16 protein-coding genes and 1 tRNA gene are annotated in these 19,319 nt (G+C 69.0%); 12 read left to right on the forward strand and 5 right to left on the reverse strand.

The window, feature by feature from the left end; all coding sequences use genetic code 11:
• The first annotated feature begins 267 nt into the window (after positions 1–267).
• From ACYQ2W_RS15190 to ACYQ2W_RS15235, 10 genes are all read left to right on the forward strand, one after another.
• Positions 268–1,494, forward strand: a complete 1,227-nt coding sequence (locus tag ACYQ2W_RS15190; protein WP_459868889.1) for a TIGR02679 family protein — start codon at positions 268–270, stop codon at positions 1,492–1,494.
• 162 nt (positions 1,495–1,656) lie between these two features.
• Positions 1,657–4,218: a CHASE2 domain-containing serine/threonine-protein kinase gene (locus ACYQ2W_RS15195; RefSeq protein WP_459868892.1), complete on the forward strand. Its 2,562-nt coding sequence runs from the start codon at positions 1,657–1,659 to the stop codon at positions 4,216–4,218.
• Positions 4,215–5,048 (forward strand): Stp1/IreP family PP2C-type Ser/Thr phosphatase, encoded by an 834-nt coding sequence (locus tag ACYQ2W_RS15200; RefSeq protein WP_459868895.1) that lies wholly within the window; start codon positions 4,215–4,217, stop codon positions 5,046–5,048. Before ACYQ2W_RS15195 ends, ACYQ2W_RS15200 begins: the two co-directional genes overlap by 4 nt.
• 32 nt (positions 5,049–5,080) lie before the next feature.
• Positions 5,081–5,800 carry an FHA domain-containing protein gene (locus ACYQ2W_RS15205; protein WP_459868898.1) on the forward strand — a complete coding sequence of 240 codons (720 nt, stop codon included), beginning with the start codon at positions 5,081–5,083 and terminating at the stop codon, positions 5,798–5,800.
• A gap of 91 nt (positions 5,801–5,891) precedes the next feature.
• On the forward strand, positions 5,892–8,279 hold the full coding sequence (locus ACYQ2W_RS15210) for a protein kinase domain-containing protein (RefSeq protein WP_459868901.1): 2,388 nt from the start codon (positions 5,892–5,894) through the stop codon (positions 8,277–8,279).
• Positions 8,280–8,462: 183 nt separating this feature from the next.
• Complete coding sequence (locus ACYQ2W_RS15215; protein ID WP_459868904.1) at positions 8,463–9,446, forward strand: aminoglycoside phosphotransferase family protein; 984 nt, start codon at positions 8,463–8,465, stop codon at positions 9,444–9,446.
• Between the two features lie 198 nt (positions 9,447–9,644).
• Positions 9,645–10,157, forward strand: coding sequence for a bifunctional adenosylcobinamide kinase/adenosylcobinamide-phosphate guanylyltransferase (cobU, locus tag ACYQ2W_RS15220; protein ID WP_459868907.1), 513 nt, complete (start codon positions 9,645–9,647; stop codon positions 10,155–10,157).
• A 149-nt stretch (positions 10,158–10,306) separates the two neighbouring features.
• On the forward strand, positions 10,307–11,353 hold the full coding sequence (gene cobT, locus ACYQ2W_RS15225; protein ID WP_459868910.1) for a nicotinate-nucleotide--dimethylbenzimidazole phosphoribosyltransferase: 1,047 nt from the start codon (positions 10,307–10,309) through the stop codon (positions 11,351–11,353).
• Complete coding sequence (locus ACYQ2W_RS15230) at positions 11,353–11,976, forward strand: histidine phosphatase family protein (protein WP_459868913.1); 624 nt, start codon at positions 11,353–11,355, stop codon at positions 11,974–11,976. Before cobT ends, ACYQ2W_RS15230 begins: the two co-directional genes overlap by 1 nt.
• Entirely contained in the window at positions 11,976–12,710 is a 735-nt protein-coding gene (locus ACYQ2W_RS15235) for an adenosylcobinamide-GDP ribazoletransferase (protein WP_459868916.1), read from the forward strand. Before ACYQ2W_RS15230 ends, ACYQ2W_RS15235 begins: the two co-directional genes overlap by 1 nt.
• On the opposite strand, the gene ACYQ2W_RS15240 is transcribed toward ACYQ2W_RS15235, so the two are convergent.
• The 5 genes from ACYQ2W_RS15240 to ACYQ2W_RS15260 all read right to left on the reverse strand — a co-directional run bounded on the left by ACYQ2W_RS15240 (position 12,711) and on the right by ACYQ2W_RS15260 (position 17,552).
• Positions 12,711–13,646: a hypothetical protein gene (locus ACYQ2W_RS15240; RefSeq protein ID WP_459868919.1), complete on the reverse strand. Its 936-nt coding sequence runs from the start codon at positions 13,644–13,646 to the stop codon at positions 12,711–12,713. It abuts the gene before it with no gap.
• Positions 13,647–13,721: 75 nt separating this feature from the next.
• Complete coding sequence (locus ACYQ2W_RS15245) at positions 13,722–14,933, reverse strand: NnrS family protein (RefSeq protein ID WP_459868922.1); 1,212 nt, start codon at positions 14,931–14,933, stop codon at positions 13,722–13,724.
• A gap of 97 nt (positions 14,934–15,030) precedes the next feature.
• Entirely contained in the window at positions 15,031–15,534 is a 504-nt protein-coding gene (locus ACYQ2W_RS15250; RefSeq protein WP_459868925.1) for a hemerythrin domain-containing protein, read from the reverse strand.
• Between the two features lie 11 nt (positions 15,535–15,545).
• On the reverse strand, positions 15,546–16,853 hold the full coding sequence (locus tag ACYQ2W_RS15255) for a TolC family outer membrane protein (protein WP_459868928.1): 1,308 nt from the start codon (positions 16,851–16,853) through the stop codon (positions 15,546–15,548).
• A gap of 39 nt (positions 16,854–16,892) precedes the next feature.
• Positions 16,893–17,552, reverse strand: coding sequence for a protein-L-isoaspartate O-methyltransferase family protein (locus tag ACYQ2W_RS15260; protein WP_459868931.1), 660 nt, complete (start codon positions 17,550–17,552; stop codon positions 16,893–16,895).
• Positions 17,553–17,819: 267 nt separating this feature from the next.
• Here ACYQ2W_RS15260 and ispB point away from each other — a divergent pair, with 267 nt between their 5' ends.
• On the forward strand, positions 17,820–18,788 hold the full coding sequence (gene ispB, locus ACYQ2W_RS15265; protein WP_459868934.1) for an octaprenyl diphosphate synthase: 969 nt from the start codon (positions 17,820–17,822) through the stop codon (positions 18,786–18,788).
• Between the two features lie 246 nt (positions 18,789–19,034).
• Positions 19,035–19,111: transfer RNA gene (locus ACYQ2W_RS15270), tRNA-Pro, on the forward strand.
• Positions 19,112–19,319: the final 208 nt, after the last annotated feature.

A 19,319-nucleotide genomic window follows, 5' to 3' on the forward strand; every position in this document is an offset into this window, starting at 1 on the left:
TCGCTCCCGGTCGTACATAGGGCGCCCCGTGGGCGCCGTCTGTAACGGAGGCACCGGGCGCACGGTTACGGTCGTCGCTCCAGGTCGTCCGAACCGGTGGGGCAGACTCGGACGGTGGTGCCTTCGTTCGGCGCGGCGCCCACGGGGCGCCCTATAGTGGTGAACGCCTTTCCAAAGGGCGGAGCGCTCGGAGGCGACATCGCCGTTCACGCCCCGCTGCCTCCGTTCACGTCGGCGCGGTAGCGCCAACCCACGAAGATGAAACGCATGATCGAACCGGACAGGTCAACCGCGGAACGCCTCCGGCGCCTGCTCGGCAAGCCGGAACTGGGCCGCCTGCTCGACGCCCTCCAGCGCCGTTTCGAGCGCGGTGTCGAAGGCGACACGCTCACCTTGCCCGAGGCCTCGGAAGCGGAGCGCCGGGCGGTCGCCGCGCTGCTCGGCCGCCCGCCGGGACGCGGGCGCAACCTCTCGCTGCGCCTCGGCGCGTTGGAGGCGGCGCTGCGACGGGCCGGTCTCGTCGACTCCCTGCGTCAGGCGGTGGAGTGCCTGCGCGGTCCGCTGCGCGATCTCCCCGCGGAGCGGCAGGAGGAGACATCCGCCTGGTCGGCCATTTTTGACGACGCGCACCTCGCGGCGGCGGAGCACTGCGAGTGGTTGGCGTCATTGCGCGCCGGCGGCCTGCTCAAACGCCTCGCCAAACGGGACCCCGTCGTCGCCGGCCGGCTGCTGGACGACGCCCTGCGCCTCCTCGCCCACCTCCCCGGCCACGGTCAGACCTTGAGCACCCTGGCCGCCACCGTCCTCGGCGATGCCCACGCCCTCGACCCCGGCCGGCCGGTCGCCACCCTGGTGACCAACGCCCTCGGCCACGGCGAGGACGAGGAGCAGACCCGCGCCCTGTGGGCGCGCCACGGCATCCTGGTGGGCGGCGCCATCACCTCCACCGTGCTGCTGCTCAACCTCCCGGCGGGCGGCGACTCCCTCACCGCCCGCACCTTGCGCGAGGCGCGCGGTCAGCCGCTGTGGATCACCCTGCGCCAACTGGTCGGCGATCCCGTCGACTGGTCCGCCATGGCGGGTCGTACCCTCCACCTGTGCGAGAATCCCGCGGTGGTCGCCGAGGCCGCCGACCGCCTCGGCGAGCGCTGCGCCCCGCTGGTCTGCACCAACGGCCAGCCCACCGCCGCGGTCCTCTATCTCATCGATCAGCTCCATCGCGCCGGTGCCCGGCTCGCCTACCACGGCGACTTCGACTGGGCCGGCCTGCGCATCGCCAACTCCCTTTTCAGGCGCTTCCCGGTGGTCCCCTGGCGGTTCGGTGAGGCGGACTATCGCCGTGCCGTCGCCGACGGCGTCGGGAAGCGCCTGAAAAGGGAGAAGGTGGAGGCGGATTGGGATGCGGGGCTGGCCTCCGCCATGGCGGAGTCGGCGATGGTCGTGGAGGAAGAGGCGGCGTTGGCGGGGTTGCTGGAGGATCTTGCGTCGTCATAGGGCGTCCCGCGGGCGCCGTTGTCGAACGGAACTGGTGTGTCCCTTCCTTCGCCTTCCCTGCATGGTTCACATTTCGCCTGTAGGGTAAGCCACCGGCCTTTGCTATGATTCGAGGGTCCGCAACCAGCAAGAGCCCCCCGAAGGGGCCGGGTGTCACCGCCGATGAAAACCGCCTTCTGGAAAGCCGACTGGTTCGTCGGGTTGCTCCTCTCGCTGCTCTTCCTGGTGCTCTGGCCGAGCAATCCGATGAAGGTGGCGGAGCGGCCGCTCTACGACCTCGGCGTGCGCCTCGCTTCGGCGGAGCCCTCCGAGCAGGTGGCGGTGATCGCCATCGACGACACCTCGATCGCCAACATCGGCCGCTGGCCCTGGTCGCGCCAGGTGCTTGCCGAGATGATCGACAAGCTGAGCGGGGCCGGCGCCAAGGTGATCGCCAACACCGTGCTGCTGCTCGAGCCGCAGCGCGACCCCGGGCTGATCAGCATCGAGAAGCTGCTCGGTTTCTACGGCGGCTCCACCCTCTCCCACCCGCCGACGGGTACCGATGCGCGGCTGCTCGGCGACCTCGACACCCTGGGCGGCTCCCTGCGCGATGCGGAGGAGAGCCTCAATACCGACCGCAAGCTGGCCGCCGCCATGGGGCGCGCGGGCAACGTGGTGCTCGGCATGCCGTTCGTGCTGCGCCCGCCCCAGGGGCGGCCGAGCGGCAAGCTTCCCCCCTACGTGGCGGCCAGCGTGCTGACCAACGTGCATGACGAGGTCGACGCCTACAACGACGGCAATCTGCCGGCGGCGAGCAGCGAACTCACCCCGCCGACCCCCGAACTGGGGGCGAAGGCGGCGGCCATCGGCCACCTCAACGATTGGCTCGACGTGGACGGCGCGGTGCGCATGGTGCCGCTGGTGGTGCAGTACTACGACGACTTCTTCCCCTCCCTGGCGCTGATGGCCGCCGCGCTCCAGCGCAATCTGACCGTCGACGACGTGGAGGTGCGGCTCGGCGAGGGGGTGCGGCTGGGCAAGCTGAACATCGGCACCGACGGCTACCTGCGCATGCTCCCCTTCTTCTACGGTGACCGTGACGGCCACTCCGCCTTCCCGGTGGACTCCTTCTACGACGTCTTCGCCGGCAAGATCCCGCTCTCCAAGTACCGCGGCAAGGTGGTGCTGATCGGTGGCACGGCCACCGGCGTCGGCGCCTTCCGTCCGACGCCCATCGACGAGTCGATGGCGCCGGTGCTGATCCTCGCCCACACCGTCTCCTCGATCCTCAACGAGGACTTCTTCACCGTCCCCTTCTGGGCGGATGGGGCCGGCTTCGGCGCGATGGTGCTGATCGCCCTCTATCTCACCGTGTTGCTGCCGCGGCTGAAGGCGGGGCCGGCGGCGCTGGTTACCGGGGTGCTGCTGCTGGGACTTCTGGGTGGGGAGCTGGGGCTGCTCACCGCGAGCGGGATGTGGTTGCAGCTGGTGGCCCCCGCGCTGCTGCTGATCACCGGCCATGGACTCCTCACCACCAAGCGCTTCCTGCTCACCGAACGCAACAAGGAGCGGGTGGAGGCCGATTCGGCGGAGACCAACAAGATGCTCGGCCTCGCCTTCCAGGGCCAGGGCCAGTTGGACATGGCCTTCGACAAGTTCCGCAAGTGCCCGGTGGACGACGCGCTCCTCGACCTGCTCTACAACCTGGCGCTGGACTACGAGCGCAAGCGCCAGTTCAACAAGGCGGGCGCGGTCTATCGCTACATCTCCGGCCACAACGCCGGGTTCCGCGACGTGAAGAGCCGCCTCAACCGCTCCGACCAGTTGGAGAACACGGTGATGCTGGGCGGTGGCGGCGGAGGCACCGCCACCTCGCTGATCGGTGCCGACGGTACCGTCGAAAAGCCGATGCTCGGCCGCTACCAGATCGAGAAGGAACTCGGCAAGGGGGCGATGGGGGTGGTCTATCTGGGCAAGGACCCGAAGATCAACCGCACCGTGGCGATCAAGACCATGGCGCTCTCCCAGGAGTTCGAGGCCGACGAGTTGGACGAGGTGAAGGAGCGCTTCTTCCGCGAGGCGGAGACCGCGGGCCGCCTCAACCACCCGATGATCGTCTCCATCTTCGACGCCGGTGAGGAGCAGGATCTGGCCTACATCGCTATGGAGTTCCTGGAGGGCAAGGACCTCACCGTCTTCACCAAGGCCGATCACCTGTTGCCGCCGATCCGGGTCTTCGACATCGTCATGAAGGTGGGCATGGCGCTCGACTTCGCCCACCGCCAGAACGTCGTCCACCGCGACATCAAGCCGGCCAACATCATGTACCAAGTGGAGAACGCCAAGCTGAAGATCACCGACTTCGGCATCGCGCGGATCACCGATTCGAGCAAGACCAAGACCGGTATGGTCCTCGGCACCCCCTCCTACATGTCGCCCGAGCAGCTCGCCGGCAAGAAGGTGGATGGTCGTTCCGACCTCTTCTCGCTCGGTGTGATGCTGTTCCAGATGCTCACCGGTCAGCTCCCGTTCCAGGGGGACTCGATGGCCGCTTTGATGTTCAAGATCGCCAACGAGAGCCATCCCGATCCGCTCTCGATCCGCCCCGAGCTGCCGCCGTGCATCCGCTCGGTCCTCGACAAGGCGCTGTGCAAGGACCCCGGCCAGCGTTATCAGACCGGCAAGGAGTTTGCCTTGGGAGTTCGCCAGTGCGCGTTGGAGATGACCGGCAAGAAGGAGTGAGTGCCCGCGCCGGGCTGGAGCGGGTGCTGGAGGCGGCGGCGGTCAGTGACGTCGGGCGCAAGCGCGCGCGCAACGAGGACGCCGTGGGTGCCGATCCGGTCCACGGCCTGTTCCTGGTGGCCGACGGCATGGGCGGCCACCAGGGGGGGGACGTGGCCAGCGCCATGGCCGCCCACGTCATCGGCGAGCAGGTCGCCGCGGCGCTGGCCGAGCTGCCCGCCGGCGGGCGCGACGAGGTGAGCGGGCGCAGCCTGGAGAGTATCGAGCTGGAGGAGGCGATCCGCGCCGCCAACCGCGCCATCCATCAGGCCGCCGCCGCCCAGCCCGGTTATGCCGACATGGGCACCACGGTGGTGGCGATCCTGTTCCACGACGACCGGGCGGTGATCGCGCATGTCGGCGACTCCCGTCTCTATCGGCTGCGCGACGGGCAGTTGGAGCGGCTCACCGTCGACCACTCGGTGGTCCAGGAGATGATCGATCGCGGGGTCCGCGCCGACGAGCTGGAGGGGGCCCGATTCACCAACGTGGTGACCCGGGCGTTGGGGCCCGAGGAGGAGGTGGAGGTGGATCTGGAGGAGCGCGAGGTGCATCCCGGAGACCTCTTCCTGCTCTGTTCCGACGGCCTTACCGACATGCTCTCCGAGGAAGAAATTCGTTTAACGCTCATAACGTTTAATGCTAATCTTAAACTTGCCGCTGAGCATTTGGTGGGGCTTGCGAACGAGCATGGCGGTCGCGACAACGTCTCCGTGGTACTGGCCCGGCCGACCCGGGAATTTCCCGCCAACCGCCCTTGGGTGAAGCGGGTGATCGATTGGTTCCTCTGAATTTCACATACTAATTACAAAGTGGATCGGCTATGGCGGGTAAGCTGATACTGATGTTTCATGATCAGGTGCTGGGTGAGTTCCCGGTCGAGAAGGAGCGCATGAGCATCGGTCGCAAGGCGACCAACGACATCCAGATCGACAATCTGGCGGTCAGTGGCGAGCACTGCCGGGTCACCACCTCCATGGGGCAGACCGTCCTCGAGGACCTCGGCAGCACCAACGGCACCCTGGTCAACGGCCAGCGCATCACCCGCCACGTGTTGCGCAACGGCGACCTCATCGAGGTGGTCAAGCATCGCCTGAAATACGTCAACGACGCCGCCCCCGCCGCCGGCGAGCCGGCCGAGGAGTTCGAGAAGACCATGGTCTTCCGCCCCGGGGCGATGGGCAACATGGAGGCGGTGGAGATGTCCGCCGCCCAGGCCGCCCGGGAGATGGGGGTCGCCAAGGAGGCGATGGCCGCCCGCCCGTCGGCCGAGTCCGCCACGCTGCCCAAGGCGGCCCTGCGCATCCTCAATGGTCCCAACGCCGGTCGCGAGCTGGAACTCACCAAGGTGGTCACCAGTCTCGGCAAGCCGGGCGTCCAGGTGGCCACTATCAACAAGCGTGCCGACGGCTACTTTCTCGCCCATGTGGAGGGGAAGAGCCCGCCCACGGTCAACGGCACCGCAGTCTCCGGCGAACAGAAGCTGAAGGACCACGACGTCATCGTGCTCAGCGGCATCCAGGTGGAGTTTCTCTACCGCTGACCGCCGCCCGGGCCCATTCCACCGACCCCGCCTCGCCGCGCCTACATGAAATCGAGCATGGAGCCACCGGGGAACGCCGCATAGAGAATCCATGACCCCGCCACTTCCGGACCCGCAACCGCCCCGTACCATCGACCGTTTCGAGGTCCAGAAGGTGCTCGGTCGCGGCGCCCAGGGGGTGGTCTACCTCGCCCGTGACCCCCGCCTCGACCGCCGGGTGGCGATCAAGACCCTGGCCATCGACCCCACCGCCGATCCCCGTGCCCAGCGCCTGCTGATGCAGGAGGCGAAGATCGTCGGCCAGCTCCAGCACGCCAACATCGTGCCGATCTTCGAGGCCGGCGAGGACCACGGCAAGCTTTTCCTGGTCTTCGAGTACGTCGACGGCACCACGCTGGCGGCCCTGCTCAAGCGGGGCGGGGCGCTGCCGGTCCACCAGGCGGTCAACCTGATCATGCCGGTGCTCGACGGCATCGCCTACGCCCACGAGGAGGGGGTGATCCACGGTGACCTGAAGCCGGCCAACATCCTGATCGGTCGCAACCGGGTGCCGCGGGTGATGGACTTCGGCGTTGCCCGCATGCTCGGCAAGAGCCAGGAGGGGACCCTTGCCGGCGAGAAGCGCGAGGGGTTGTGGGGCTCGCTCAACTACATGTCCCCCGAGCACTTCGGCAACCGCGAGCCCGACGCCCGTTCCGATCTCTTCGCCCTCGGCCTGATCCTGTGGGAGATGCTCACCGGGCGGATGGCGGTGGACGGCGACAGCCAGCTGGCGATCATGCACAAGATCGCCAATGAGCCGATCCCCCGGCCCTCGCTCGGCAACTCGAAGATCGACCCCGAGCTGGACGGCATCGTCATGCGCGCCCTGGAGAAGGAGCCCAACCAGCGCTACCGCGACACCTTCGAGATGAAGGAGGCGCTGGAGCACTACCTGCACAAGGACGAGGAGCCGCAGGAGCTGGACGGCAAGCAGAGCACGCTCGCCTTCCTGATGCGGCGGATGCGCCACAAGCCCGACTTCCCCGCCATCTCCCAGCACATCAGCGAGATCAACCGCGCCGCCGCCTCGGACGCCGACAGCTCGGCCAACGAGCTCTCCAACATCATCCTCAAGGAGTACTCGCTGACCAACAAGCTGATCAAGCTGGTCAACTCCTCCTTCTACGGCCAGTACGGCGGCAAGATCAGCACCGTCTCCCGCGCGGTGGTGATCCTCGGCTTCGACCAGGTGCGGGCGGCCACCCTCAGCCTGATGCTGTTCGAGCACCTGCGCAACAAGGAGCAGGTGGCCGAGCTGAAGGATACCCTGCTCGGCTCGCTGATCAGCGGCTCCTTCTCGCGCACCATGGCCAAGCGGATGAAGCTGCGCGAGCCGGAGCAGGCCTTCGTCTGTTCGCTGCTGCACAATCTCGGCAAGATGCTGGTGATCTTCTACTTCCCCGAGGAGTTCGAGCAGATCCAGACGCTGGTGGAGCAGAAGCGCCAGGACGAGGTGACCGCCTCCAACTCGGTGCTCGGCCTCACCTACCACGAACTGGGCCGTGGAATCGCCAAGGAGTGGAACTTCCCGCAGAGCATCGTCGACTCGATGAACGTGCTGCCGCCGGGGCCGGTGCAGCGGCCGGCGGGGGAGGACGAGAAGCTGCAGCAGCTGACCAACTTCTCCAACGAGCTGGTCCGCCTGGCCGCCACCGGTGATCCCGCGGAGAAGAGCCGCGCCACCGCCGCGCTGGCCGAGCGCTACGAGAAGGGGATGGGGCTGAAGGGGGAGCAGATCACCGCGCTGCTCGATGCGGCGGTGGAGAACCTCCAGCAGTTCACCGACATCCTCAACATCGACGCGGCAAAGAGCCCCTTCGTCAAGCGGGTGTCGAACTGGAACAAGCCGGCCGCCGCGGCTGCCGAAGCGGTGGTCGAGGAGACCCCGGAGGCCGCTGCCCGCCGCGTCGCGGAAGAGGAGCGGGCCAGCGCCGAGGACCTGCAGATGGCGCTCCTGAACGGTATCCAGGAGATCACCAACGCGCTGCTCGGCAACTACAGCGTCAACGAGATCATGATGATGATCCTGGAGACCATGTACCGTGGTCTCGGCCTCTCGCGGGTGCTGGTCTGCATCGCCGACGGCAAGCGCGCCAACCTCAATGCACGCTTCGGTTTCGGCAAGGAGATCGACACCGTGATCAGCGAGTTCAAGGTGCCGATCAAGCCCGCCGCCGACCTCTTCGGCCAGGCGGTGGCGGAGGAGCGGGATCTGGTGGTGGACAACGTGGGCGAGACCGAGGGGCTTCCGGAGTGGCATCGCCAGCGGATCTCCGCCACCTCGCTGGCGGTCTACCCGATCATCATCAACAAGATCCCGGTGGGCCTCTTCTACGGCGATCTGGAGGGGGGTGCCAAGTTCACCCCGACCCACCTCAACTACATGAAGACCTTGAGAAATCAGGCGGTGTTGGCGATCCGGCAAAAAGCCGGATAGGCGGGCCGCGATGTCTCCTGTAGGAGCGGCCCCTAGGCCGCGATGGCGCCGCTTCCGCGTTCTCCCTCCTGCTGAAATGAAACGCCACACTCCGGCCGAATCGCGGCCTAAGGGCCGCTCCTACAGCGAGCGGAAAATACGGACGGTAGAGCCCAATATTCGACGCTCAAGATCAATTCACCCATGCCCGAAAGACTCGCCCAACTCCAACGCTGGCTCGGCGACGAGCTGAAGATCCGCTACTCCGACATCACCCCCGCCTCGGGGGATGCCAGCTTCCGCCGCTACTTCCGCGTCCACCGCGACGACGACACCCTGATCGCCATGGACGCGCCGCCGGAACGGGAGGATTGCCGCCCCTTCATCCAGGTGGGCGGTGCGCTCCACGCCATCGGCCTCAACGTGCCGCAGGTGCTGGAGGGCGATCTCGAACAGGGTTTTCTGCTGCTCTCCGACCTGGGGACCCGCCAATACCTCCCGGAGCTGAGCGAGACCACCGCCGGGCGCCTCTACGGCGACGCCCTGGGGGCGCTGGCGGTGCTCCAGGGGGTCGGCCCCCGTGACGAACTATTGCCCCCCTACGACCGGGAATTGCTATTGCGCGAGATGACCCTGTTCCCCGACTGGCTGTTGGAGCGGCACCTCGGCATGACCCTCGGCGAAGGGTTGCGGGGGCTGCTCGACGAGACCTTCGAGGCGCTGGTGCGGAATGCCCTGGAGCAGCCGCAGGTGGCCGTCCATCGCGACTACCACTCGCGCAACCTGATGATCACCGGCCGCAACAACCCCGGCATCCTCGATTTCCAGGATGCGGTGTTCGGTCCGCTCACCTACGACCTGGTCTCGCTGCTGAAGGACGCCTATATCGCCTGGCCCCGTGAGCGGGTGGAGGCGTGGGTGGTCGGTTACGACAAGCTCGCCTACCAGACCGGCGTGGTGCCCGAGCGCGACGACGAGCGCTTCCTGCGTTGGTTCGATCTGATGGGCGCTCAGCGCCAGCTCAAGGTGGCCGGCATCTTCGCCCGTCTCTATCACCGCGACGGCAAGGCTGGTTATCTCAAGGATATCCCGCGAACGTTGGGCTATCTGGTGGAGATCGCCCCGCGCTATCCGGAGATTGCCGAGCTGGGTCGCTTCATCGAACGCGAAGTGCTTCCCGCGCTGTAGGTCGGCGCTACCGCGCCGACGGGAACGGAGGCACCGACGGGGAATCCCGTACCATCCTGTCCGAATGGAGGGGCCGTCGGAAAGGGTGACAAGCGCGTCCGGTCCGCTGCTTCCGTTCGCGTCGGCGCGGTAGCGCCGACCTACGGTTGAGCCGCGTTCTGCGGTGTACAATGCCCGCTTTTGCGAATGGGGGCGGTCGTGCGTGAACTGATCCTGGGGGGCGTCCGCTCCGGCAAGAGCCGGCTGGCCGAGGCGCGGGCGATGAATAGCTGGCTGGAGGTGGTCTACGTCGCCACCGCCCGCGCCCTCGATGGCGAGATGGCCGCGCGGATCGACGGCCACCGCCGTCGACGGCCCGCCTCCTGGGAGCTGGTGGAGGAGCCGATCGCCCTGGCGGCGACCCTGCGCGAGCAGGCCGCCGCCGGTCGCTGTCTGCTGGTGGAGTGCCTCACCCTGTGGCTCACCAACCTGCTCTGTGCCGAGGACGAGGCGCTTTTCCGCCGCGAGCGCGACGCCCTGCTCGAGACCTTGCCGGCGCTCCCCGGCACCATAATCCTGGTGAGCAACGAGACCGGCCTCGGCGTGGTGCCGACGGGCGAGCTGTCACGCCGCTACTGCGACGAGGCGGGGATGCTCCACCAGGAACTGGCCGCGCTGTGCGACCGCGTCACCCTGACCGTCGCCGGTCTGCCCCATGTGTTGAAAGGGTAGGAAGGCTGGTGTCCCTTCGGTCTGTCCGGAGTGGACTGTTTCGGTGGCCGTTCCGTTCGAAGCGGCGCCCGCGGGCGCCGTGTTAAACGAAGGCACCGCGATTTCAATCGTGGATGCCCGACCCGATTACCTCACTCCGGAAACCGACCATGACCCGACCCGAATGGCTGAACGAACCCGCCAAGGCCCCCGATGAAGCGATGCGCGAGGCGGCCCTGGCGCGTCAGGGGCAGCTGACCAAACCGCCCGGTTCGCTCGGCCGCCTGGAGGCGCTGGCGGTCACCCTGGCGGCGCTACAGGGACGCGAGCGGCCCGTCCTGGAGCGGGTCCGCATCGTGGTCTTCGCCGCCGATCACGGGGTCGCCGCCGAGGGGGTCTCCGCCTTCCCGCAAGCGGTTACGGTGGAGATGATCCGCAACTTCAGCCGCGGCGGCGCGGCCATCTCCGTGCTCGCCCGCGAGTTGGGGGCGGCGCTGGAGGTGGTGGACGTCGGCGCGCTGCTCGACCCCGGCCCGCTCCCCGGGGTGGTCTCGGCGCGGGTCGCCGCCGGCACCGCCAACCTGCGCCGCGAACCGGCGATGGGCGAGGCGCAGCTCGCCGCGGCGTTGGCCGTTGGCCGTGAGGCGGTGGCCCGTGGTGGCGCGTCGGATCTGTTCATCGGCGGCGAGATGGGCATCGCCAACACCACCGCGGCCACCGCGGTGGCCTGCGCCCTGACCGGCGCCAGCCCGCTCGCGCTCGCCGGTCCCGGCACCGGCCTGGATGCGGGTGGGGTCGGCCACAAGGTCCGCGTCGTCGCCGACGCCTGCCAGCGCCACGCGGCCGCCCACGACGACCCGTGGCAAGCCCTGCGTTGCGTCGGCGGCTTCGAGATCGCGGCGCTGGCCGGTGCCTACATCGCCTGCGCCCAAGGCGGTGTGCCGGTGCTGGTCGATGGCTTCATTGCGGGCGCGGCGGCGCTGGCCGCGGTGCGTATCAACCCGACCATCGCGCCGTGGCTGCTCTACGCCCACGCCTCCGCCGAGCCGGGCCACGCCAAGGTGATGGAGGCCCTGGGGGCCGAACCGCTGCTCGATCTGGGGATGCGCCTGGGGGAGGGGAGCGGCGCGGCCACCGCGCTGGCCACCCTGAAGCTGGCGGTGGCGCTGCACAACGGCATGGCCACCTTCGCCGAGGCGGGGGTCTCTGAGGGGTGATGCGTGACGAAGCGACCATCGTGGAGGTGATCCGCCACGGCGAGCCGGTGGGTGGGTCGAAGTACCGCGGCTGGACTGACGACCCGCTGAGCGACAAAGGGTGGGCGCAGATGCGTGCGGCGGTGGCCGGAAGGGATGACTGGACGCGGATCGTCAGCTCGGATCTCTCCCGCTGCGCGGCGTTTGCAGAAGAGCTGGGGGCGCGATTGGGGGTGCCGGTGGAACTCGACGAGGGGTTCCGCGAGGTGGCCTTCGGTTCGTGGGAGGGGCTGACCTCGAAGGCGCTGATGGACCGCGATCCGCAGGGGACCGCCGCCTTCTGGCGCGATCCGGTGAACCACACCCCGGCGGGGGCGGAGCCGCTGACGGCGTTCCGCGAGCGGGTGATCGCCGCCTGGGAGCGGCTGCTGGCGCGCCATGCCGGTGAGCGGGTGCTGCTGGTGGGCCACGCCGGGATGATGCGCATCCTGCTGCTCCACGCCCTCGACATGCCGATCGAGGGGTTCTACCGCTTCGACCCGCGCAACGCCTCGATCATCCGCATCCGCGTCGACACCGGCCGCCACGGCGAGCGTTACCACCAGTTGGTCCTGCCCGGTCCCGTTCCAGCTCGGAGTTCTTAGTGCGTCCCCTCTGGTTGGCGATTCAGTTGTTGACGGTGATCCCGACCCCGCGGGTGGCGGGCTACGACCCGCGGGCGTTCGGGCTGTCGGTGCTCTGCTATCCGCTGGTGGGGGCGGCGATCGGCGCGCTCCTCGGCGGCGCCGGCTGGCTGCTGGCGGGGAGCGATCCACTGCTGGCGGCGGCGCTGCTGCTGACGCTGTGGACGGGGATCAGCGGCGGCATCCACCTCGACGGGCTGGCCGATACGGTGGACGCCCGGGTCGGTAGCCACGGCGACGGCACGCGGGCGCTGGAGATCATGAAGGACCCCCGCGCCGGCCCGATGGCGGTGGCGGCGCTGGTGGTGGTGCTGATCCTCAAGTTGGCGGCGCTCGCGGTACTGGTCCGTGCCCAGGCGTGGCACGCCTTGGCGGCCGTGCCGCTGGCCGGCCGGGCGCTGCCGGTGGCGCTCTTCCTCACCACCCCCTACGTGCGCCGCGACGGCCTCGGTGCCGCCGCCGCGGCCTGCCTGCCGCGGGGCGCCGGCTGGCTGGTGCTGGCGCTGGTCGCCCTGCTGCTGATCCAGCTGTGGGGCGTACCCTCCTTTCCGTTGTTGATTGGTCTGGCCCTGCTCGTCGCCCTGTGGCGCTGGTGGTTGATCGGCTGGATCGGCGGCACCACCGGCGATACCGCCGGCGCCCTGCTGGAGCTCGCCGAGACCGCGCTGCTGGTCTCCCTCGCCCTGGTGGATTGATCAGTTCCGCTCCAGCAGGAACTGCTGGATCACGGGTTCCCAACCGATGTAGAGGGCGTCACACAGGCCGTCGTCGAGGCGTACCGCGCCGGCGCAGCGCTCGGGGAGGCCGTGGGCGGTGCGCTCGGCGGCGCTGTAGCCGTGGGCGCCGAGGGTGACCTCGGGAGTGGCGTCGGGGCCGGGGACGCACAGCGCGTACTGGCCGTCGCCGCCCAGGTCGAGGGTGGTGTGCCGATGGGTGAGGCGGTCGCCGTCGTGGTAGACCACGGCGATGTGGTAGCGCGGGTGGACGGGGTCGCCGAGGTCGCTCCAGCCGACGAAGTAGTCGCCGGCCCCGTCGCAGGTGAGGTCGCCGGTGAGCATCTTGGGGTGGCCGTCGAGGATGCTGGCGCGCCACTTCGGGAAGAGTTCGGCCTTCGCCATGTCGAGGGTGACGGCGGCGTTGCCGGGCGGCGCCTTGGTTTCGGTGGCGCTGTCGCCGGACCTGGAGGCCTTCGAGGGCGGGGCCTTGGCCAGCGCGCCGATCACCAGGGCGGTGGGGTCCTCCCGGGCGGCCTCCAGGTCGCTGCCGGCGGCGATCCGGGTGCCGCTCCAGCCGCTGTGGTCGGGGGTCCGGTCGCAGTAGCTCCAGGTGCCGTCGAAGCGGTCGCCGTCGAAGGTGAGGTGCAGCCGCCCCCAGTAGGGGCTGCCGGCGACGCTGCGGCTGCAGCGCTCCTCGGAGTGCTCCTGGATCCAGTAGCCGGTGAGCTCCTTGCCCTCCATCCGGCCGTTGAGGCGACCGCCGTGGAGGTTGTAGCGGCCGTCCACCTGGACGCCGTCGAGGTGCAGCCGCATCTCCCCACGGGGGGTGGTCCAGCGGCCGTCGGGGCCACCGGCGGCGTGGAGCGGGAGGGAGGCGAGGGCGGCAAGCAGGGCGATGGCGGTCCACCGGGTCATCGGGGCGGCTCCTTGGTCGTGGGGCGGTCGTTCGGGGTGAACCGGATTATAGGGAGTCGCCGCTCCGACCGGTAACTAGCCAGGTTGGCCATCGATGCGTGGGCGGAGGTAGATCAGGGCGTAGCGCAGGGCCCACGGGCCGCCGAGGAGCAGCCAGGCGAGGGCGGCGAGCGGATTGGCGGCGGTGAGGCCGGGGAGTTCGCCGGCGATCCGCAGCAGCGCCGCGGCCTGCAGGGCGAGGAAGGCGCCCCAGGCGAGGCGGTCCATCCGCAGCTCGCGGCCGGAGTGGCCGCGGCTCACCCGGGTGACCATCGCCACCACCATCGAGCCGACGAAGCCGATGGTCAGGGCGTGGAGCGGGCCGCGGCCGAGGGTGTCGCCGTGGCCGAGGAGCCGGGCGAGATCGTTCAGGCCGTAGAGCAGGAGGCCGATGCCGAGCCACAGGAAGGCGAGGTGGAGCACCCAGAGGAGGCCCACCGCCTGTGCTTGGCGCAGCCCCCACAGGCGGCTGTGGTGGAGGGCGGCGAGCCCCAGGGGGAGGTCGAAGAGGAGGCTCCACTGGGGCACGCCCGCCTGCTCCGTGACGAGGTGGCCGCCGAGGCACAGCGCCATCAGCGGCAGGGTCCAGCGCGGACGCTGCTCCCGGTAGCCGGGCAGGGCGCAGGCGCTGAAGAACGGGATCATGCGGTGGCTGACCACGATCAGCACCGGCAGCAGGAAGAGCCACAGGCCGATCCCCTCGGAGAGCCGCAGCCACCGCCAGTCGCTGCCGACCACCCCGCCGACGAACAGCGCGAGCCCGAGGGCGCCGCAGGCGAGCGCCGCCAGCAGCCACCGTTCGTAGTATTTGTCGTCGGCCTCGGTCTGGCGATAGACCTCCAGCAGCGCGAGCCAGACGATCCCCCAGCCGATCAGCACCCCCAGCGCGCCGGCCGCAGCGACTCCGCGATCGGCGAAGGCCCCGAGGTAGAGCAATGCGTTGCCGCCCACCAAGGCCAGGAAGGCCGAGACATAGCGCCCTCTGCCAATCTCTTTTCCCCGCATCCAGCGGGGAAAAGTGGTCATCAGGAAGCCGAAGATGAAGAACGGGAAGAGTCCGTAGAGCATCAGTGTGGCGTGGAGGACGGAGGGGGCGACGGTCAGCGGCAGCGGCGGCCACGGCAGGCCGTGGCGGGCGCCCAGCTCGGCGCCCCACAGCAGCAGGGCGAGGACGAACTGGAGGGTGCCGCCGAGAAACATCACCCGGTGGGGGGCGGCGGTGAGGGTCCGCCAGGGGGAGGGAGTCATAGGAAACCTCGGGCCGTTGTAGGAGGTACCTATTTTTTTGCGTTCGTCGGCGTCGGGCCTTAACGGTGGTCAAGGGATCGTAGGATCGTAGGGCGGGTTAACCGATCCCGCGGCGCTTCTTCATCGCCTTGCCGATCCGCGTCAGGTCGTCGCGGCTGAGGATGTGCTGGGCGATCTCCAGCAGTTCTTCATCCTCGAAGTTGCAGTGGCCCGACTCCAGTTCGGCGAAGGCGCGCGCCCTGGCGGCGAAGGCCGCGGGGTCGGCGGCGATGGCAGCCGGCTTGCGCAGCAGCTCGGCCAGCTCCCGCCACCCCCCCTCGATCGCCTGGTGGGCACTGCGGGCGTGGTGGACCCGGTCGGCCAGCTTGAGGGTCTGGCGGGCGAGCAGGGGAAACAGCTCCTCCTCCTCGTCGCGGTGGTGGAGGGCGGTGTGGGCGGTGAAGTGGCGCAGGATCTCGCCGGCCGGGCCGCCCAAGGAGGCGACTTCGGCGCCGCCCTCGGCGGCCTCGGCCAGCGCCTCGAGGGCGGCGCACTGCTCGCGGTTGAGCTGGTGGAAGCGGCGCAGGGCGTCGAGCGGGTTGGAGAAATCGATCGGCTCCATCGTCTTGCGCCTCACTGGAGCCAGCGGTTGACGCTCTCCAGGTCGCTCTCCTGGATGATCCCGGCGGCCTGCTTCAGGCGCAGGGTGTTGAGCAGGTAGTCGTAGCGTGCGCGGGCGTAGTCGCGTCGCGCCTGGTGCAGGTCGCGCTGGCTGTTGAGCACGTCGACGATGGTGCGGGTGCCCACCTCGAAGCCGGCCTGGGTCGCCTCCAGCGCGCTCTCGGTGGAGACCAGCGCCTGTTTCAGCGCCTCCACCCGGCTGATCGCGGCGACCACGCCGCGGTAGGCGTCGCGGGAGGAGCGGGTTGCGGTGCGGCGTGCGCTCTCCAGCTTCTCGCGGGCCTCGTTGTAGAGTTGGCTTGCCTGGCGCACCTGGGAGTTGGTGGCGCCGCCGCGGAACAGCGGCAGGTTGAACTGGAGGCTGACGGCGGTCTGCTCGGTCTGGGTGTAGCCGCTGGTGTAGAGGGCGTCGTTGTCGCCGGCGCCGTGGCTGGCGGTGAGGTCGAGGGTCGGGTAGTGGCCGCCGCGGCGCGCCTCGATCTCCTCGCGGGCGGTGGTTACCGCCTCCGCGGCGGCGAGGATCGCCAGGTTCTGTTCCAGGGCGGTGGTGGTCCACCGGTCGGCGTCGGCCGGGTCCGGCGGGGTGAGCTTGAGCTCCTGTTTCAGCCCGGCGAGCTCCTTGATGAACTGGCCGGTGATCTCGGCGAGCGCCTCGCGGGCCGAGGAGAGGGCGTCCTGCGCGACGATCTCGTCGGCGGAGGCGAGGTCGTAGCCGGCCTGCGCCTCGTGGACGTCGGTGATCGCGATCAGTCCCACCTCGAAGCGCTTGGTGGCCTGCTCCAGCTGGCGGCCGATGGCGCTCTTCTGGGCGCGGGCGTACTCCAGGCTGTCGATGGCGGCGAGCACATTGAAGTAGCTCTCGGCGACGCGGATCATCAGGTCCTGGCGCGTCGCCTGGTACTGTGCCTCGGCCTGGGCGATCTGGCTGTCGGCCTGGCGCAGGCGGGCGAGGCGGTCGAGGTGGAGGATCGGTTGGGTGAGGTTGAGCTCGATGGCGCTGGCCGGCCGGCTCGGATTGGTCGTGTCCGGCTCGTGCACCCGGGTCTCGGAGAGGTTGGCCGAGAGATCGAGGGTGGGCAGCATGGCGGAGGCGCGTGCTTGGGGGCGCACCTCGTCGGCGGCCCGCCGCGCCGCCTCGGCGGCGCGCAGGGTGGGATCGTTGTCGCGGGCGAGCTGGTAGATCTCCATCAGGTCCTCGGCGAGGACCGGGAGGGAGCCGAGGGCCAGTGCGACGCCGAGGCAGAGGGTACGGATCTTCATGGGGTATTCCTTAACGGCCGAGGAGAGGGTGCCGTCGGCTCAGAGGACGAAGGCGGAGGTGCGGGGCGCGGTGAGCGGGGCCAGCCAGGTGTCGAGCAGGCTCACCGTGCTCCAGCTCCCGGCGCCGGTGCGGGTGACCAGCGTTCCCTCCATCACCGGTCCGCTGCCGACCACCGCAAACAGCCGGCCGCCCTCCTTGAGCTGGCGGCGCAGGGTGTCGGGGATCAGCGGCAGGGAGCCGGTGACGGCGATGGCATCGAAGGGGGCGCCCGCTTCCCAGCCGGCGGCGGCGTCGCCCACCGCCAGTTCGACGTTGGGGATTTCCAGGGCCGCCAGCCGGGCGGCGGCGGCCTCACTCAGGTCGGCGTGCTGTTCGACGCTGGTCACCCGGCCGCCGAGGGCGGCGAGGCAGGCGGTGAGGAAGCCGCTGCCGGTGCCGATCTCCAGCACCCGGTCGCCGGGGCGCAGATCGAGGGCCTGGAGCAGCCGCCCCTCCAGCCGCGGCGGCATCATCCGCTCACCGTGGCCGATCGGCAGCTCCACGTCGGCCAGTGCCAGGGTGGCGTAGGCCGGGTCGACGAAGGCCTCGCGGGGCACCAGCGCCATCACCTCCAGGACCCGCGGGTCGAGCACCTCCCAGGGGCGGATCTGCTGCTCGATCATGTTGTGGCGGGCCTGGTCGAAATTGAGCTGGGACATGGTCTCTCCCTCGCCGGTCGTGGGATATTGGATAGTGGGGGGCCGATTAGAGTAAGTAGTTTGTCGGAGGGAGGCAAGGGAGGAAAGGCGCGGCCGGCGGCCTTCGCGGAGATCAATTAATCGTCCCCATCGAGGCGGTCAATACGCTGGCTGAGGCCCCCGCGGGACGCTACACTATGGCGCTTTATGCGCGGTGAGATCGCCAACCGCGTGCGGCAGCCCACACCGGCCGTGGCCTCTCCCGGACAGTCCCATTCAGACATCTCCATGGATATCGAAGCGGTACGCGCACTCATTGCCGAAGACATGGCCTCCACCGACGCACTGATCCGTCGGCGGCTCCATTCCGAGGTGGTGCTGATCAATCAGGTAGGCGAGTACATCGTCGGCAGCGGCGGCAAGCGATTGCGGCCGGTGCTGGTGCTGCTCGCCGCCCACGCCTTCGGCTACGCGGGCGAGCAGCATTTCAACCTGGCGGCGGTGGTCGAGTTCATCCACACGGCGACCCTGCTCCACGACGACGTGGTCGACGAGTCCGAGCTGCGCCGCGGGCGGGAGACCGCCAACAACCTGTGGGACAACGCCACCGCGGTGCTGGTCGGCGATTTCCTCTACTCCCGCGCCTTCGAGATGATGGTGGAGAGCGGTTCGATGCGGGTGATGGAGATCCTCTCGCGGGCGACCAACGTGATTGCCGAGGGGGAGGTGTTGCAGCTGCTCAACTGCAACGACCCGGACACCACCGAGGCGCGCTACCTGGAGGTGATCCACTGCAAGACCGCCAAGCTGTTCGAGGCAGCGGCGCAGCTCGGCGCGGTGCTCGGCGGCGTGGCGCCGGAGCTGGAGCGGGCGATGGCCGAGTACGGCATGTATCTGGGCACCGCCTTCCAGCTGGTGGACGACGTCCTCGACTATTCGGCCGACGCTGAGGCGATGGGCAAGAACGTCGGCGACGACCTGGCCGAGGGCAAGCCGACCCTGCCGCTGATCCACGCCATGCGTGAGGGGAGCGAGGCGCAGCGGGTGCTGATCCGCGGGGCGATCGAGAACGGCGGCCTGGAGGTGATCGAACCGGTGATGGAGGCGATCCGCTCCACCGGCGCCATCGATTACACCGCACGCCTGGCGAGGGAGGAGGCGCAACGGGCGATCGAGGCGTTGGCCGGGCTCCCCGATGGTCGTTACCGGGAGGCGCTGGTGGCGCTGGCCGAGTTCGCGGTGTCCCGCACCCACTGAAATTCCGCCGCACACCCCGTGACCTCCTGGTCACGGGGTGTGCGGCGGAATTTCAGTGGGAATTTTCGTTTGTGGCGTTTCGCCTTCCAATACCCGTTGAATCCGCTGACATCTTCGCGTAGACTTCGCGCCTCGCTGGAGTAGCGGTGTCTCCTTCCCCTCAAGGTTCGCACCGATTCCCGACAGCCCGTCGCACTTGGTGCGGGGGCGGCTCCGGTGGAGTCCGCGGCGACGCGTACTCGCCCACGGGGTGTAGCTCAGCCTGGTAGAGCACTGTCTTCGGGAGGCAGGGGCCGGAGGTTCGAATCCTCTCACCCCGACCATTTTCTACGGGGAAAACGGTGATCCGCTTCGGCGGTTCGCCGTTTTTTTTGTCTTGTGGTTTTTTCCTGCTCTTCCGTTCCGGCTTTTTTTGCTGCCCGAGGTCCGAGTTCTGCGCCCCGGGTCCCGGGCCCCAAACCCCAAACCCCAAACCCCTGGTTGCGACGCTCTGCGTCGCAACCAGGGGCCTTGGACGCTCTGCGTCCTGGT

It is taken from the genome of Endothiovibrio diazotrophicus, from assembly GCF_054657215.1.